The organism is Bacillus sp. 1A (assembly GCF_052682215.1).
The window spans coordinates 4,941,582-4,957,428 of the sequence record NZ_JBQYLZ010000001.1 but is presented as its reverse complement, the minus strand read 5'-3'; the positions used below and the strand labels follow the sequence as shown (position 1 = coordinate 4,957,428).

Genomic DNA, 15,847 nt, shown 5'->3' with positions numbered 1-15,847 from the left:
AAAACACTAAATTGTTATACATAAATGAAATGTTTGTTAGACAGGTAGGGGATGAAAATGCAAACAGATCTATTAAATATATTTTTTGAGGAATCAGAAGAACATTTACAATCGCTAAATGAAAATGTGCTAACTTTAGAACAAAATCCCACTGATATGGATGTTGTGGGAGAAATATTCCGCTCAGCCCATACATTTAAAGGTATGTCAGCGAGTATGGAATTTACGGAAATGGCGGATTTAACGCATAAAATGGAAAACGTTTTAGATGAAATTCGTCATGGGAATATAGTTGTAAATGCAGAGATTATTGATGTGATTTTTGAGTGCATTGATAATTTAGAGAAGATGGTTGCAGATGTGCAACAAGGCGGAATGGGCAATATTGATGTAATTACAACTAAGCAGAAATTAGAAGCATTATTGAATGGCAATGTAGAAACTCCTGCGGAATATATTGAGCAAGAACCTATAAATAATGATGATGCAGTTTCGCGTGAAGTGCATATAACTGTTGAGCAACATGCTATTTTAAAAGCAGTACGTGCAATTATGTGTATTGAAGCACTGCAAAATGTAGGTAATGTACAAAAAACAGTTCCAAGTATTGAAGAAATTGAAGCAGATGCTTTCGGTTTTGAGTTCACAGTATTTATGGATACTGATCAAAGTGAAGAAGAATTAAAACAAGTAGTGCTTCATGTTTCTGAAATTGAGAAAGTAGAAGTGAAGCAAGGACATACATTAAAAGAAGTAGTCTCGAAAGAATTGGGTACACAAGAAGCTATGCAGGAAGGTTTACAAGCGGCTACTCATGTGGAATCAACTAAAGAAGTATCGAAGCAATCTGCTAATGCTACACCTGCTAAAAGCGCTGCAAAAACGAAAAATGGTAAAGTGGAAAATCGTTCCATACGTGTTCAATTAGAAAAAATTGAAAGATTAATGAACATGTTTGAAGAAAGTGTAATTGAGCGTGGTCGTATAGATGAATTGGCACAAGCAATTCAAAACAAGGAATTAATTGAGCATTTAAATCGATTAGGTGATATTTCAAAAGATATTCAAAATGTACTATTAAATATGCGTATGGTACCGATAGAGACTGTTTTCAATCGTTTCCCGCGTATGGTACGTATGTTAGCGAAAGATTTAGGAAAGAAAATCGATTTACAAATTACAGGTGAAGACACCGAAGTTGATAAAATTGTTATTGATGAAATCGGTGATCCACTCGTCCATTTAATTCGTAATGCAATTGATCATGGGGTTGAAACTGTTGAACAACGTCGTGATGCAGGAAAAAATGAGACAGGTACGATTAAATTAGAAGCGTTCCATAGTGGAAATCATGTCGTTATTCAAATTACGGATGATGGAAATGGAATTCATAAAGGGAAAGTATTAGAAAAAGCGATTAAAAATGGTGTTGTAACAGAATCTGAGGCAAATAAATTAACGGACCGTGAAGTATTTGATTTGATTTTCCAACCAGGATTTAGTACAGCTGAAGTTGTATCAGACCTTTCTGGGCGTGGCGTTGGATTAGATGTAGTGAAACATACGATCCATAGTTTAGGTGGACACTTAATTATTGATTCTGAAGAAGGGAAAGGTAGTACATTTAGAATTGAACTGCCATTAACGTTGTCCATTATTCAATCTATGCTTGTTCAAACAAATGATAAACGTTATGCTTTCCCTCTTGGCAATATTGTTGAAGCAATTCGGATTAAAAAAGAAGACATCCAATCCTTACAAGGAAAAGATGTGTTAAATTACCGTAATCAAATTATTGAAGTGAAGCATTTAAGTACTGTATTTGGTGAGAAAACAGTAGATGAGGCGTTTGCGTCATATGATGGTCAAATGGTTCCTGTGTTAATTGTTCGTAATACACATCGCAGCTATGGACTTATTGTAAACACAATTATCGGTCAAAGAGAAATAGTCTTAAAGTCATTAGGTGACTTCTTTGCAGAGAGTTCTAATTATTTCTCTGGTGCGACAATTCTCGGTGATGGACGAGTGGTCCTCATTTTAAACCCAGAAGGTTTATAATAGGAATGAAGGAAAGCTCCCCACTTGTATACAATTGGGGAGCTTTTTGGTTAATCGTTACTAATCTAAAAATGGGAATAAATACATATTAACGTTTTATATAATAAGTTTGTTAAAATAAAATGAGAGTTTATATCATTTGATAGAAAAACAGAAATGAGGAGGCAGAGAAAATGCCTGAGCAACACACAAAAGGGGATACGAGCACAATTGTGCTAGAAAAAGAAAATGAGCATTTAACGCCTCAAGAATGTGATATTCTTGGCGAAATTGCAAATATATCATTTGGTTCAGCTTCGACTGTATTATCAACAATCTTAAATAGGCAAGTAAGTATTACTGCTCCTCGCATAGAATTGGTAGATTTATATGATTCAAGCGACGTCGAAGTTCCACACGTTGTATTAAACATTCATTTTACAAAAGGATTAGATATGGAAAACCTTCTTGTCCTTAAGCAAGATGTTGCATTATCCATTGCTGATTTAATGATGATGGGAACAGGTGAAGTGGAAGACGGAAAAGAACTTGGTGAATTAGAGCTAAGTGCTGTACAAGAAGCGATGAATCAAATGATGGGGTTCGCAGCTACATCTATGTCAGAATTCTTTCAAGATACAGTAGATATGTCTCCGCCGACAATTAAAGTTGTAAAGTTATCAGAAGAAATGGAGAAAATTTCTGAGATTGATGGGAATCAAACGATTGTTAAAGTATCGTTTGATTTAAAGATAGATAATCTTGTAAACTCTAAACTTGTGCAAATTGTTTCAGTTGAACATGCGAAACGAATGGTAAATAAATTAATGCAATTATCTGGTGGAGTAGAAGAAAAAGATGAGCCAGCAGAAATAGTGGAAACTGAGATTGTAGAAGAACAAGTTGAAAAAGAGCATTTAACACAAGAAGAGAAAGATGTCCTTGGTGAAATTGCAAATATTTCAATTGGTTCAGCTTCAACAGTATTGTCAACACTATTAAATCAGCCAGTTACAATTAGTACGCCCAATGTAGAATCAATCAATGTTCGTCATTATGACGGAGTACCAGTCCCGTTTGTTATTTTAAATGTTGATTTTGTTGAAGGGCTAAAGAATGAGAATGTATTCGTATTTACGAAAGATGTCGCTTTAACAATGGTAGATTTAATGATGATGGGAACAGGGGAAGTTGATCCAGAGAAGGAGCTTAGTGAATTAGAACTGAGCGGTATTAAAGAAATCATGAACCAAATGATGGGGCATGCTGCGACGGCGATGTCAGAAATGTTTCAAGAAAAAATGGACATGACACCACCAAATGTTAAATTCGTAACGTTAAAAGAAGAAATGGAATATTTGGGAGAGTCAATGAAAGTGGACGAACTCGTCCAAATTACGTTCAACCTTGAAATTGGCGACCTGCTTCAATCGAAAATGTATCAAATTTTACCGATTTCAGAAGCGAAAGAAATGGTAAGAAGACTTCTATATCCAATGGTGGAAGAGGAAGAAGAAATTGTTACGGTAGAAATTGAAGAAGAAAAAATTGTAGAACCTGTTGTGCAACCTATTGAATTTAAAGAAGTAAAACAAATGGAACCAGTATACATGGATACATCCATCTTACAAAATGTAGAAATGAATGTGAAATTTGTATTTGGAAGCACAGTGAAAACAATTCAAGATATTTTAAGTTTACAAGAGAATGAAGCGGTTGTACTAGATGAGGATATTGACGAACCAATTCGTATTTATGTAAATGATGTATTGGTGGCGTATGGTGAACTTGTAAATGTAGATGGATTCTTCGGAGTAAAAGTGACGAAATCGCTATAAGTCGTTGAAATAGGAGTTTGAGTTAGTAGATGAAAAACGTAAAGTTTTTTCTAATGAGCTGGTTATTCATAAATGTGTGTTTGTTCTTCCCACTGCAAAGTCAGGCGGAAGAACAAATTGAGCCAGATCAAAAATTAAATGAAATGAATGTACAAGAAGAAAACAAAGAAGTTCAAGAGCAGCCAGAGCAAGTGGAAGTGAATCAAGGTAAAGAGCAACAACAAGAAGTAGCAAATGAACAAGAGGTCGAAAAAAAGATAGAGACAGATCAAGGGATTATTACAGTAAATAAGTCGGAATTAAAAGTTGGCGAAGAAGTGCGGGTTATTGTAGAGCCGAAAGAGCAAAATGTTCAAAGTATAAAAGGTATTTTGCGCTTGCCAAAAAACGGCGATCGGTATGAACAAGAAAGAATGCTATCGTTTAAGTATGATGAGGAAACGAAGCGATGGATTGCTAACTACAAGGTCGAAACTTTTGATTTGCAAGGTGATTGGAATCTTAAGCTCATTCAAAGTTCTAAAGAAACTGAGAAAGAAGAGCTTATAGAAAATGAAGTGAAAGTCCCATTTATTCGTATAAATAATGACACGCCAACAATAGATAAAGAACTGCCGAAGTTGCATAAAGTTACTGTTGACGAGGCGAAAGAGAAGCTAATTGAACGGAAACAAGGCGATTCTATACGTGTGCGAGTGAAGGCGACAGACGTAGAATCAGTTGTGAAAGAGGTTCGTGTTACATTAAAAGGGAAAGAAAATAAAGAGATTACATTTTTATTAGATTACAATAAGCGCGACATGGATTGGCAAAAAGTATTTGAAATAACGGATGCGTTACCAATCGGGACATACGAAATACTTGTAGAGATAGTGGATGCGGCCGGCAATAGACTGGTTGAAGAAAGTGAGTATATCGTTTCTATTTTGGAGCAAAAACCAGAAGATAATAAAAAGGTAGAAGAACGAGAGAATGAAGATAAATTAGAAGATAAGGAAGAACCTGAGAAAGAACCAGAGAAGCAGGAAGACTCAAAAATAGAGATTCCGCTCCTGGAAGAAAAACCGCCAGTTGTTCAAATTCCGAAGCAAGAAGAGAAAATAAACGATTTTATAAAAGAGCCGCTGAAAGAGAAAGAAGGAATTACTTACTTTATAAAAGAGCCGTTGGGAAATCATAAGGAAGTAAGTGATGGAAAGGCTCAAAAAGAGAACAAAAGTAGAAATGACAATGGAGTCGTTTCGAAAAAGAAAGAACAAATAGAAGAACCGCAAAAGAAAAAAGAAGACAGTAGCGAACAAGGAGTACAAGCTTCTAATGTGTTTGCTATTATGTCAGGTTTATTCGTACTGTTTTTAGTTTTAAAGAGTAATAAAGAATGGGGCTAATTATTTCACCGTAGTGGAGGCGCTTAGATGGAGATTAAACGTACGACAATTGAAAATAAGACGCTACAACCATTAAAACAGCCTGCAGCTATTTCGGAACATGAAATCCAGAAAGAACGAAAGCATAGTAATCTAGTGTTTACTGGACAGTCTAAGATTATTTCGAAAAATAATGAAATAGGAATTTTACTTGCGAGTTTAGGTGATGGAAAGGTTATGAAGGAAATGCTTTCTAAAGAGATGGATACAGTGTTACAACTCTTTAAAAAGTTGCATACGTTGTCTGGAGAAGGGAAGCAAACAGAAAAAGTATTTGAACAAGTAATGAGAAGTTTACAAGGGCTTGTTAAGCAGGCGCATATAAAAGAACTTCCTTTGTTAGATGGAACGTATGATTTCGCAGAAGTACAACTATCATTTGGTAGAAAGGTACATATTCCGTTATTAGATGTAAGTGCACTCATTTCTAGAGTGGAAAGTGATTCTTCAGAAGGAAATATAAATTTAATGGTAACGGTTATTACTGCTTACATAACGAAATTGTCTAACGAAACTATTTTAATTAGCGTTACAGATCGCACTGCTAAAGAGCGGGATGTAAGTGTATGGAGAGCGCTCGCAGAAATGAATATGACACAATTATCACAGGCCCTGAAACACACGATGCAAGAACATAAATGGTCTATGACATTTCTTTTTCTCTTTGTATGGATTGTTGCTATTATTTTAATTCGAGTTATATAAAAAGGTCGTCACTTTACATTGTGACGACCTCTTTTATATTTTTTCGTAGAAGAATGTATCAAATCTCTGAAGATTATAACGTTCAGGTGTTAAAATTTGTTCGGTACTACCAACAAATAGTACGCCGCCTTTTCGTAAAGAACGACTAAACTTTTCATAAAGTTTTACCCTTGCTTCTTCAGTAAAGTATATCATTACGTTGCGACAAATGATTAAATCGTAATTTGTATCGAACGACTGCATTAATAGGTCGTGTTGTTTGAACGTGACGTTTTGCTTAATATTTTGATGTAATGAATATATATCATTCTCTTTTGTGAAATGACGCTCTTTCAAGTCGATAGGTAATTCTTTTAAAGAACGTTCTGTATATTGACCGCGTTTTGCAGTTTCTAAAATGTGAAAATCAAGATCTGTTGCTTGTATTTCAAAACGAAATGGAGCTAGATGCTTCGATAAAATTAAAGAGAGTGTATATGGTTCTTCACCGGCAGCGCAAGCGGCGCTCCATACTTTTAATTTTCCGTTATTTTGTTCGAGTAATTTTGGTAGTGCTTTCGTCTCTAACGTTTGCCAACGTTCTTTATTTCTGAAAAATTCTGAAACGTTAATTGTAATATAATCAATAAAACTTAAAAATAAATTTTGATCAGTACGTAAATTACTTAAAAAATTAGTGTAGTTCTCAAAGCCCTTTCTCGAAATAAAAGCATCGATTCTACGCCGCATTCTATCTTGTTTATATGAAGCGATATCCATATTGAATTGTTGTTTAAAACTCGCGATAAAATGATCATAATCTTGTTCAATTATCATATTTATAATAGGCACAATAACGATATTGTGCCTCCCCCTTTACATCATACGGATTTTTTGTTCAAAGTTTTTTTTCATCTGTTTTTCATGTAAACCTGGTAAATCATAAATAACAGCATCAATTCCTGCATCTTTTGCAACGTCAACGGGAATGACAGAAGTATGCTTGTCCCCATTATAAAAACAGAGAACTAAATCGGTATCTTCGATTATTTGTTTTACAAAAAACATATAATCTGATCGGTAAATGGAGTCGGAAGGATGATCAAAAGCGACATACTCGGCTCCGTGTTTTTTTAAGTAATCAACGACCTCTTGAAATTCATCTGTTAATGCTTGTAACGGCTGTAGCGTGTAAAGGCATAAATTTTGAGCGAGTCTTTCGTTTTCGATGAAAAAACGAAGAATCTCATTTTCGATAGATTTATAACATAATATGTAAATTTTATGTTTGTGAGCATAGTCAGTTAAAAATTTTTTTATTTCTTCTTGATCTAATGCTGTTAATTGATTTGAACCACAAAGAAAAATATTCATAGATTTGTGCCACCTCATGCTAAATTGTAACATATCTTTTATAAAAAATAACTGCAAAATATTAGTGTTCAGAGTATAATTATAAATAACTGGATTTTACGATTAAGTTTAGGAAGAAATAAAAAAATAAATAGGTGATATATATGCTGCGTTCGATCTCGCATAATCCAATTTTATCGCATATACCGCCTGCTACTCAAATGCCGAAAGAAGCAAATGTCAGGACAGGACTTGCATTTTCGGATAATTTGCATGCAGATCCGAAAAAAGATAAATTGCTAGAACAAATGGAAGCATTTGTCGATAACATTGGAGAAATTAAAGAGAAAATTGAAATGGAATTAACGCTTGATAATGTAATGGAATACAAAAATACAGTAAAATCATTTTTGAATTTTTACGTAGATAATGTATTGCAATATAAAGATGTCATGTCTCGTCATCCGCGTTACGGATATTCACAGAAAATGACGATTGTGAAACAGGCGGAAATGGGATTAAATGAGTTAGAAGATGTTATGAATTTAATTAATACGAAAACGGGACATTTAGAAATGTTAAATCAAATTGGAGAGATCCACGGTTTAATTGTAAATTTAGTCTTGTAAAAGGAAGGAAGCTATATGTACATACAATTATATGAAAAGCTTGTTATTATTCAAAAAGCGTATGAAAATATTCAAACGCTCGGAGAACAAATATATGAGAATTTGAAACATAAAAATGTAAATGCAGTTCAAAAATTGCAAGTAGAGCAATTGCAGTACATTGATGGTTTAAAAAAGTTATCAAGTTCATTTGAAGAAATGGTTGTTCAGTTTTGTAAAGAAAAGGGCGTGGAATCATTTCGTGTAAGTGCATTATTTTCGCATTTTTCTAACGAAGAAATTGAAAAAATGGAAGAATTACAAAAAAATGTAGCAGAATTAGAAGAGAATGTAAAAATGATTCTTTTGAAAAATCAATATTACTTAAACGTACTATTAAAAACTACAGAAAGTATTGTGGATTCCGTTTCTGAATATAATTTAGAGCGAAACAATAATTCACAAATCTTTATGAACGAACTATTGTAAAGGGGAAGTGAAACATTATGAGATTATCTGATTATAATACGCCGCTATCGGGTTTATTAGCGGCACAAATGGGATTACAAACGACGAAACAAAATTTATCTAACATTCATACGCCTGGTTATGTGCGTCAAATGGTGAATTACGGATCGGCTGGGGCAAGTCAGGGCTATTCACCGGAACAAAAAATAGGTTACGGTGTACAAACGTTAGGCGTTGACCGTATTACAGATGAAGTGAAGACGAAACAGTTTAACGATCAATTATCTCAACTCTCTTACTATAACTACATGAATTCGACTTTATCACGTGTAGAATCTATGGTTGGAACGACAGGGAAGAATTCATTATCTAGTTTAATGGATGGCTTCTTCAATGCCTTTCGTGAAGTTGCAAAAAATCCAGAACAACCAAATTACTATGATACATTAATTTCTGAAACTGGGAAGTTTACAAGTCAAGTAAATCGTCTAGCGAAAGGCTTAGATACAGCAGAAGCACAAACGACAGAAGATATTGAAGCGCATGTCAATGAATTTAATCGTCTTGCTGGCAGCTTAGCGGAAGCGAATAAAAAAATTGGACAAGCAGGTACACAAGTGCCAAATCAACTTTTAGATGAACGTGATCGTATCATTACAGAAATGTCTAAGTATGCAAATATAGAAGTGTCTTATGAATCTATGAATCCTAATATCGCGAGTGTTAGAATGAATGGTGTTTTAACAGTAAATGGACAAGATACATATCCACTTCAATTAAATAAAGAAAAAGAACCAATGACTGCTGAAATTTACGGTTCGGAAATTCCTTTAACTAGTGGAGCAATCCAATCAGCGATCGATACGAAAGCGAAGATTGCTAGTTATAAGAAAAACCTTGAAGAACTAATGAGTTCTGTAAAGAATGAAGTGAACACAGTAATGGGGAAAGAGTTCTTCGTTGGAGATCAAGCGAAAGATATGAAATTAAACCCTGAATTTGCAAAAGATGTTTCGAAAATGAAAATATCAGCTGAAACAGCAAATAAACTAGCAGCAATTACAGATGGAAAGTATAAAGAAGGTCTTTCTTATAAACAAGCATTAGACCAATTCGTAGTTGGTGTTGCATCTGATAAAAGTGCGGTGAATGCTTATCAAAAAATTCATGGGGATTTATTAGAGGGGATTCAGCAAGAAAAAATGGGTGTTGAAGGCGTTAATATGGAAGAGGAAATGGTTAATTTAATGGCCTTCCAAAAATATTTCGTTGCAAACTCTAAAGCTATTACTACGATGAATGAAGTGTTTGATAGTCTATTTTCGATTATTCGATAAGTGATAGTAATTGATTGAAAATTTATAAGGAGGAGATAGAAATGAGAGTATCTACATTTCAAAATGCAAGCTGGGCAAAGAATCAGTTAATGGATTTGAATGTGCAACAACAATACCACCGAAATCAAGTAACTTCAGGGAAGAAAAACCTTTTTATGAGTGAAGATCCACTTGCGGCAAGTAAATCATTTGCGATTCAACATTCATTGGCGAATATGGAGCAAATGCAAAAAGATATAGCGGATTCGAAAAATGTATTAACACAAACTGAAAATACTTTACAAGGTGTTTTGAAATCTGTAACGAGAGCAGATCAATTAACGGTGCAGGCGTTAAATGGGCCAAATGGTGAAAAAGAATTGAAAGCCATCGGTGCAGAGATTGATCAAATCTTAAGACAAGTTGTATATTTAGCGAATACGAAAGAACAAGGTCGTTATATTTTTGGTGGTGATAGTGTGGAAAAGCCACCATTTACAGAAGATGGTACGTATCAGGGTGGACAAAATGATGTGAACTGGCAACTAAATGACGGTTATGAATTAAAAGCATTTCGTAACGGCGAAGCGCTATTATCCCCTGTTATAAAAACGTTAAAACAGATGAGTGAAGCGATGCAAAAAGGTGACCAAAAAGCATTACAGCCTTTATTAGGAGAAAATAAAAAAAATTTAGATGGCATCATTAATCGCACAACTGAAGTTGGTTCGACAATGAACACAATGGAGACGTTTAAAACAATTTTAAGCGAGCAAAACTTAGCACTTCAAGAAAACCGTAAAGAAATTGAAGATGTTGACTTAGCGGTAGCGATTTCTGATTTAGCTTATATAAACGCAACGTATGAAGCTACGTTAAAAGCAGTTAGTACGATGAGTAAAACGAGTATTTTAGATTATATGTAATCTATAAGGAGTGAGAAAAATGGCAGGAACAACGATGACAGGTATTGGTGGTAGACAACAAATTTGGAACCTCGGAAATAATATGATCGATACTTCTAACCTTGTAGAATTAGAAATGCAAGCGTTGGATATGAGAAAAACACCATATACTACTGAGAAGCAAAAACTTACGCAAGATAAACAAGTATATGCAAGTTTAAAGACACAATTTACTCCTTTTACTCAAATGTTTAAAGATTTAGCAGCTTTTAAAGGGAATGAGAAAAAAGTTACAACGACACAAGACGGCTACATTAATGTGAAGGCTGATGGTGGAGCTATTGCAGGAACTTTTAATATGACGATTACACAGCTTGCGCAGCGTCATCAAATAGCTTCTAATAAGATTGCTGATATAAATGCGAAGCTTCCTAAAGATGAAACATTACAACTAGGTGGGAAAACACTCAAAGTAACAACTGATATGACATATAAAGATTTAATTAATAAAATTAATGACGGAGATTATGGTATATCGGCTTATACACTTGGAGATAAAATCTTTATGTCCTCAAAAAAAGAAGGAACAGATGGGGAAATTGATTTTTCAGGGAACACATCTACACTGTTTCAAGATATTGGTTTAGCTAAGGCGGATGGGACAGCAGTCAATACAATTAATGAAGCGCAAAATGCAAAATATAGTATTAATGGTATTGAAGCTGAAAGTTTTACTAATACAATTGAAGCTCTTCCAGGCGTAAAAATTGAATTGTTAAAAGTAACTGAGCCGAAAGCAGAAGGAACATCAGATGCAAGTACAACAACAGATCCAAAAGTAAAAGGTGTAGAATTAAAATTTACGGTAAGTGATTCCAATGTAACAGACACAGCCAATATTATTAAAAAGATGGTAACAGAGTATAATAAAGCAGTTTCTACAGTCGATCTTTTTGCTGGGAAAGATGGAGTTTTCCAAGGACAGGTAATTATGCAAAGCGTACGTCAAGCGATGAACAATGTTGCAACATTTTCTCAAGACGGTAATTATTTATTCACATTTGGTATTCAATTAAAGCAAGACGGAACCATGGAAGTTAATGATGAAAAATTAACACAAGCACTAAAAGAAAAACCCGATGCAACGAAGCAATTTTTCTTTAGTTCTAACGGTTTAGGAAAAATGATGGAAGAACCACTTGATAAAATATTTGGTGATAAAGGTGTAGTTGGAGAACGTGTAAAAAACATTGATTCACGTGTAAGTGATTTAGATAAAAAGATTAAAGATATTGAAACGCAAAACTTGCAAAAACAAGATGAAATTGTGAAGAAGTATCAAAAGCTAGAGAGTACGTTAGCGGCGCTTGATAGTCAATTAAAAACAATTAAAGCAATGACAAAACAAAAAAGTGATGATTAATGAAAGCTAAGGAAGTGATTGTATGCAAGCATGGCAACGTTATATGCAAAACGATATTATGACGAGTAATCCAATTAAAAATACAATTTTTATTTATGAAAGATGTATTGTAGAGTTTCGTAATTTAGAAGAACTGTTACATACTTTTAAGCTACAAGAAGGAGATGCACTTCTTGAAAAGTTAGAACGTATTTTTGAAGAATTAAAGCTTCAATTAAATCCTGAAATTACGAAAGATTTATATGATAGTTTATATGGCTTATACGATTGGATTAGCATTCAAATTCAAACGATGAAAGTAACACGTGAAGCAAAAGACATGGATGCGATTGTGAAAGTGTTACAAGATTTAATAGATGGTTACCGCGGAGCACTTGAAAATGAACAATGATATTTATCGGACGTTTGTCGGCTGTTTTAATGAAATCGGTGAATTGCAAGTGTCAGATGGAGAGTTTGCTGAGAAGAGTGAAATGTTAAATCGCTGGATGATGACATTGGATGAGGAAACACGTGCGCAAGTTGCAGCAGAAGTAAGCCCATTTATTATTAAGGCGGCACAGCATATTCGAGATAAGCAAAAGATTTTAGAAGAAATGATTATGACAAATGATGGGCGCATGAAAGCAAATTCATTTTACGGTAAATTTTAGTGATAGAGTTTAGAAACGGATTCCCCTTTTAAGAGGGGATCCATTACTTTGTTTAAATAAAGACTTCCGCTGATTGAGGTTTCATTTTATGACTGTAATGAAAAAATAGTAGTAATCTAAATAATGTAAAAATGAACTTTAGTTTGTAGATTATATGTTGAAATGTTGCATAGATTATTATGTGTATACAGTTTTTTTTGTATTCTTTTTTATATTTTTGTATTTTTCTAAAGACAACAATGGAAAAATGGAATAAAATATGTAAGGGTACATGATTGTTAATATTTTAATAAACACATATAAGAAAATAAATAATGAAGTGAAACTTCCATCAGTGGATCATTAAGTTAGAAAAGAAAGGGTGTGGAATATGCCAGATTTAGTGAGTGATGTAGGCCATTATATGAATTATTTAGTGACGAAACGAAATACTGTTTCTAGTAATATTGCAAATGCGAATACACCCGGCTATAAAGCGCAAGATGTAACATTTGCTGAGCAAATGAATAAAAGTAGTGCATTATATAAGAACAATGCTGCGGACTTAAAGAGTAATCCGAATTTATATCAAACGAATGAAATGCACTTACCGACAGTGAATACGAAAAATACATATGCAAAGATGCAAACAAAATCAATGCAAACGAATAAAGATGGAAATAGTGTGGATGTAACGACAGAAATGCTAGATTTAATGAAAGCAAATCAGTTATACGGTATTTCAATTAACGCGATTAATACACAATATGCAATTAACCAAGCGGCACGCGGACGTTAAAAGTAGAAGGAGAGACAACGATGTTTCAGGCAATTAATGCAAGTGGCTCAGGGCTAACGACAGCGAGAAAGTGGATGGAAGTTACTTCTAACAATATTGTAAATGCAAATACAACAGCTGCTCCGGGGACGGATTTATATGAGCGTCGTAGTGTAGTGCTAGAATCAAACAATAGTTTTGCAAATATGTTAGATGTGTCTCCTACAAATGGAGTAAAAATAAAAAGTATTGAAGCAGATAAAACTGAAAACTTAGTGTATGATCCAACACATCCGCATGCAAATGAAGAAGGATATGTACGCTATCCAAATATTGATGTGACTGCTGAAATGACGAATGTAATGGTTGCCCAAAAAATGTACGAAGCGAATACAAGTGTATTAAATGCGAATAAAAAAATGCTTGATAAAGATTTAGAAATTGGCAGAGGATAAGGGGGAATATAGTAATATGAAAATCCAACCAATGTTAAATACGCAACCATTTGGAGCAATTCAGTCAATTGGTGCACCGAAAACGTCTCAAACATCTGTAGTTGAGGGGAAAAAGTTTATTGATTTATTGGAAGATATGAATCAAACGCAAAACAATGCGCAAACAGCAGTATACGATTTACTAACTAAAGGGGTAGGGGAAACGCATGACGTTTTAATTCAGCAGAAGAAGGCAGAGTCCCAAATGAAAACGGCTGCTCTCGTACGTGATAATCTTATCGAAAATTATAAGTCACTAATTAATATGCAAATTTAGGAAAGTGGACGGGTGTGTTTAAATGGAAAAGATAAAAAATGTTATCCAATCATTAAAAACGTGGCATAAGTTAGTAATCGGTGCTGCGCTTTTAGCGATTGTAACAGGAGCACTTTTATACTTCACCTTGCCAGATAAATATGTTGTTGTATATCAAAATTTAAATGATACAGATAAGCAAGAGATTACAGCAGAATTATCGAAGTTAGGTGTCGATTATCAATTAGCGGCCGATGGTTCGATTCGTGTGCAAAAGAATGATGCTCCATGGGTTCGAAAAGAAATGAATGGGATGGGCTTACCATTTAATTCTAAAAGCGGTGAGGAAATTTTATTAGAAAGCTCGCTCGGTTCAAGTGAGCAAGATAAAAAAATGAAGCAAATTGTCGGTACGAAAAAGCAATTGGAGCAAGATATTGTAAGAAACTTTGCGACAGTTGAAACGGCGAATGTTCAAATTACATTACCTGAAAAAGAGACAATTTTTGATGAAGAAAAAGCAAAAGGAACAGCTGCGATTACGGTTGGAGTGAAGCGTGGTCAACTATTAACTGCTGATCAAGTTGCGGGTATACAGCAAATGATTAGTGCAGCAGTTCCTGGAGTGAAAGCAGAAGAAGTAAGTGTGATTGATAGCAAAAAAGGTATTATCTCAAAAGGAGCAGATGAAGCGCATTCTACTAGTTCCTCTTCTTATGAAAAAGAAGTAGAGATGCAGCAACAAATTGAAGGTAAATTAAAGCAAGATATTGATGCAACATTAATGACGATGTTTAAACCGAATGAATATAAAGTGAATACGAAAGTGTCTGTAAACTATGATGAAGTTACACGCCAGTCAGAAAAATATGGTGATAAAGGTGTACTTCGTAGTAAACAAGAGCAAGAAGAAAGCTCTACTGCACAAGAAGGAGCAGAGACGAAACAAGGTGCTGGTATTACAGCGAACGGTGAAGTACCAAATTACGGTACGAACAATAATCAAAATGGTAAAATCGTCTATGATAATAAAAATGGTAACAAAATTGAAAACTATGAAATAGATAAAACAGTTGAAACAATTAAGAAACACCCAGAATTAACGAAAACAAATGTTGTAGTATGGGTAGACAATGATACGTTAGTAAAACGAAAAATAGATATGACTACTTTCAAAGAAGCAATCGGCACAGCTGCTGGGCTTCAAGCTGATCCGAATGGAAACTTTACAAACGGTCAAGTTAACGTTGTAACTGTTCAGTTTGATCAGCCGAAAGAAGAGAAGAAGAAAGAACCAGAAGAAAGCGGTATAAACTGGTGGTTATTCGGTGGAATTCCAGCTGGTTTATTAGCGATTGGTGGTCTAGTATGGTTCTTATTAGCAAGACGTAAGAGAAAGAAAGAAGAAGAGGAATATGAAGAATACTTAGCAGAAGAGGAAATTGCTGCAAGTAATGAAAGTATTATGGAAATTCCTGAAGAAAAAATAGTACCAGAGCCAAAACCAGAACCAGAAGAACCGAAAGAACCAACGTTAGATGAACAAGTGCATGATGCTACGAAAGAACATGTAGAAGGAACTGCAAAAGTAATTAAAAAATGGTTAAATGGACAGTAAGGGAGGA

Annotated in this window: 17 protein-coding genes; 15 read left to right on the top strand and 2 right to left on the bottom strand. The window is 34.4% G+C overall.

Annotated elements, in window-relative coordinates; translation table 11 throughout:
• Positions 1-57 precede the first annotated feature (57 nt).
• The 4 genes from ACUN0F_RS25300 to ACUN0F_RS25285 all read left to right on the top strand — a co-directional run bounded on the left by ACUN0F_RS25300 (position 58) and on the right by ACUN0F_RS25285 (position 6,010).
• Positions 58-2,061, top strand: a complete 2,004-nt coding sequence (locus tag ACUN0F_RS25300; protein WP_445540387.1) for a chemotaxis protein CheW — start codon at positions 58-60, stop codon at positions 2,059-2,061.
• 173 nt (positions 2,062-2,234) lie between these two features.
• A complete protein-coding gene (locus ACUN0F_RS25295; protein WP_340436982.1) occupies positions 2,235-3,878 on the top strand; it encodes a flagellar motor switch protein in 1,644 nt (547 codons plus the stop codon).
• A gap of 29 nt (positions 3,879-3,907) precedes the next feature.
• Positions 3,908-5,266 carry a transglycosylase gene (locus ACUN0F_RS25290; protein WP_340436984.1) on the top strand — a complete coding sequence of 453 codons (1,359 nt, stop codon included), beginning with the start codon at positions 3,908-3,910 and terminating at the stop codon, positions 5,264-5,266.
• Between the two features lie 27 nt (positions 5,267-5,293).
• Positions 5,294-6,010 carry a hypothetical protein gene (locus ACUN0F_RS25285; RefSeq protein WP_098110576.1) on the top strand — a complete coding sequence of 239 codons (717 nt, stop codon included), beginning with the start codon at positions 5,294-5,296 and terminating at the stop codon, positions 6,008-6,010.
• Between the two features lie 33 nt (positions 6,011-6,043).
• Here the strand turns inward: ACUN0F_RS25285 and cheR are convergent, their stop codons facing one another.
• Both cheR and ACUN0F_RS25275 read right to left on the bottom strand, forming a co-directional pair.
• A complete protein-coding gene (cheR, locus tag ACUN0F_RS25280; RefSeq protein ID WP_048561275.1) occupies positions 6,044-6,826 on the bottom strand; it encodes a protein-glutamate O-methyltransferase CheR in 783 nt (260 codons plus the stop codon).
• A gap of 39 nt (positions 6,827-6,865) precedes the next feature.
• Positions 6,866-7,363, bottom strand: coding sequence for a hypothetical protein (locus ACUN0F_RS25275; protein WP_001020093.1), 498 nt, complete (start codon positions 7,361-7,363; stop codon positions 6,866-6,868).
• Positions 7,364-7,506: 143 nt separating this feature from the next.
• Between ACUN0F_RS25275 and ACUN0F_RS25270 the strand changes: the two genes are divergently transcribed.
• The 11 genes from ACUN0F_RS25270 to ACUN0F_RS25220 all read left to right on the top strand — a co-directional run bounded on the left by ACUN0F_RS25270 (position 7,507) and on the right by ACUN0F_RS25220 (position 15,840).
• Positions 7,507-7,971 (top strand): YaaR family protein, encoded by a 465-nt coding sequence (locus ACUN0F_RS25270; protein ID WP_000946323.1) that lies wholly within the window; start codon positions 7,507-7,509, stop codon positions 7,969-7,971.
• A 15-nt stretch (positions 7,972-7,986) separates the two neighbouring features.
• Complete coding sequence (locus ACUN0F_RS25265; protein WP_002135377.1) at positions 7,987-8,439, top strand: hypothetical protein; 453 nt, start codon at positions 7,987-7,989, stop codon at positions 8,437-8,439.
• 17 nt (positions 8,440-8,456) lie between these two features.
• Positions 8,457-9,755, top strand: a complete 1,299-nt coding sequence (flgK, locus tag ACUN0F_RS25260; RefSeq protein ID WP_088121766.1) for a flagellar hook-associated protein FlgK — start codon at positions 8,457-8,459, stop codon at positions 9,753-9,755.
• Positions 9,756-9,796: 41 nt separating this feature from the next.
• A complete protein-coding gene (locus tag ACUN0F_RS25255) occupies positions 9,797-10,660 on the top strand; it encodes a flagellar hook-associated protein 3 (RefSeq protein ID WP_098091117.1) in 864 nt (287 codons plus the stop codon).
• A gap of 19 nt (positions 10,661-10,679) precedes the next feature.
• The gene (locus tag ACUN0F_RS25250) at positions 10,680-12,062 is read left to right on the top strand and encodes a flagellar hook-associated protein 2 (protein WP_098091115.1); all 1,383 of its coding nucleotides are present in this window, start codon (positions 10,680-10,682) and stop codon (positions 12,060-12,062) included.
• A 22-nt stretch (positions 12,063-12,084) separates the two neighbouring features.
• Positions 12,085-12,453 (top strand): flagellar export chaperone FliS, encoded by a 369-nt coding sequence (locus tag ACUN0F_RS25245; protein ID WP_001149518.1) that lies wholly within the window; start codon positions 12,085-12,087, stop codon positions 12,451-12,453.
• Complete coding sequence (locus ACUN0F_RS25240) at positions 12,443-12,715, top strand: hypothetical protein (protein WP_001058080.1); 273 nt, start codon at positions 12,443-12,445, stop codon at positions 12,713-12,715. Before ACUN0F_RS25245 ends, ACUN0F_RS25240 begins: the two co-directional genes overlap by 11 nt.
• A 370-nt stretch (positions 12,716-13,085) precedes the next feature.
• The gene (flgB, locus tag ACUN0F_RS25235) at positions 13,086-13,493 is read left to right on the top strand and encodes a flagellar basal body rod protein FlgB (RefSeq protein ID WP_001113102.1); all 408 of its coding nucleotides are present in this window, start codon (positions 13,086-13,088) and stop codon (positions 13,491-13,493) included.
• Between the two features lie 20 nt (positions 13,494-13,513).
• Complete coding sequence (flgC, locus tag ACUN0F_RS25230) at positions 13,514-13,927, top strand: flagellar basal body rod protein FlgC (RefSeq protein ID WP_098091114.1); 414 nt, start codon at positions 13,514-13,516, stop codon at positions 13,925-13,927.
• A 16-nt stretch (positions 13,928-13,943) separates the two neighbouring features.
• Complete coding sequence (gene fliE, locus ACUN0F_RS25225) at positions 13,944-14,243, top strand: flagellar hook-basal body complex protein FliE (protein WP_000701682.1); 300 nt, start codon at positions 13,944-13,946, stop codon at positions 14,241-14,243.
• A 22-nt stretch (positions 14,244-14,265) separates the two neighbouring features.
• Positions 14,266-15,840: a flagellar M-ring protein FliF C-terminal domain-containing protein gene (locus ACUN0F_RS25220; RefSeq protein ID WP_062822501.1), complete on the top strand. Its 1,575-nt coding sequence runs from the start codon at positions 14,266-14,268 to the stop codon at positions 15,838-15,840.
• Positions 15,841-15,847: the final 7 nt, after the last annotated feature.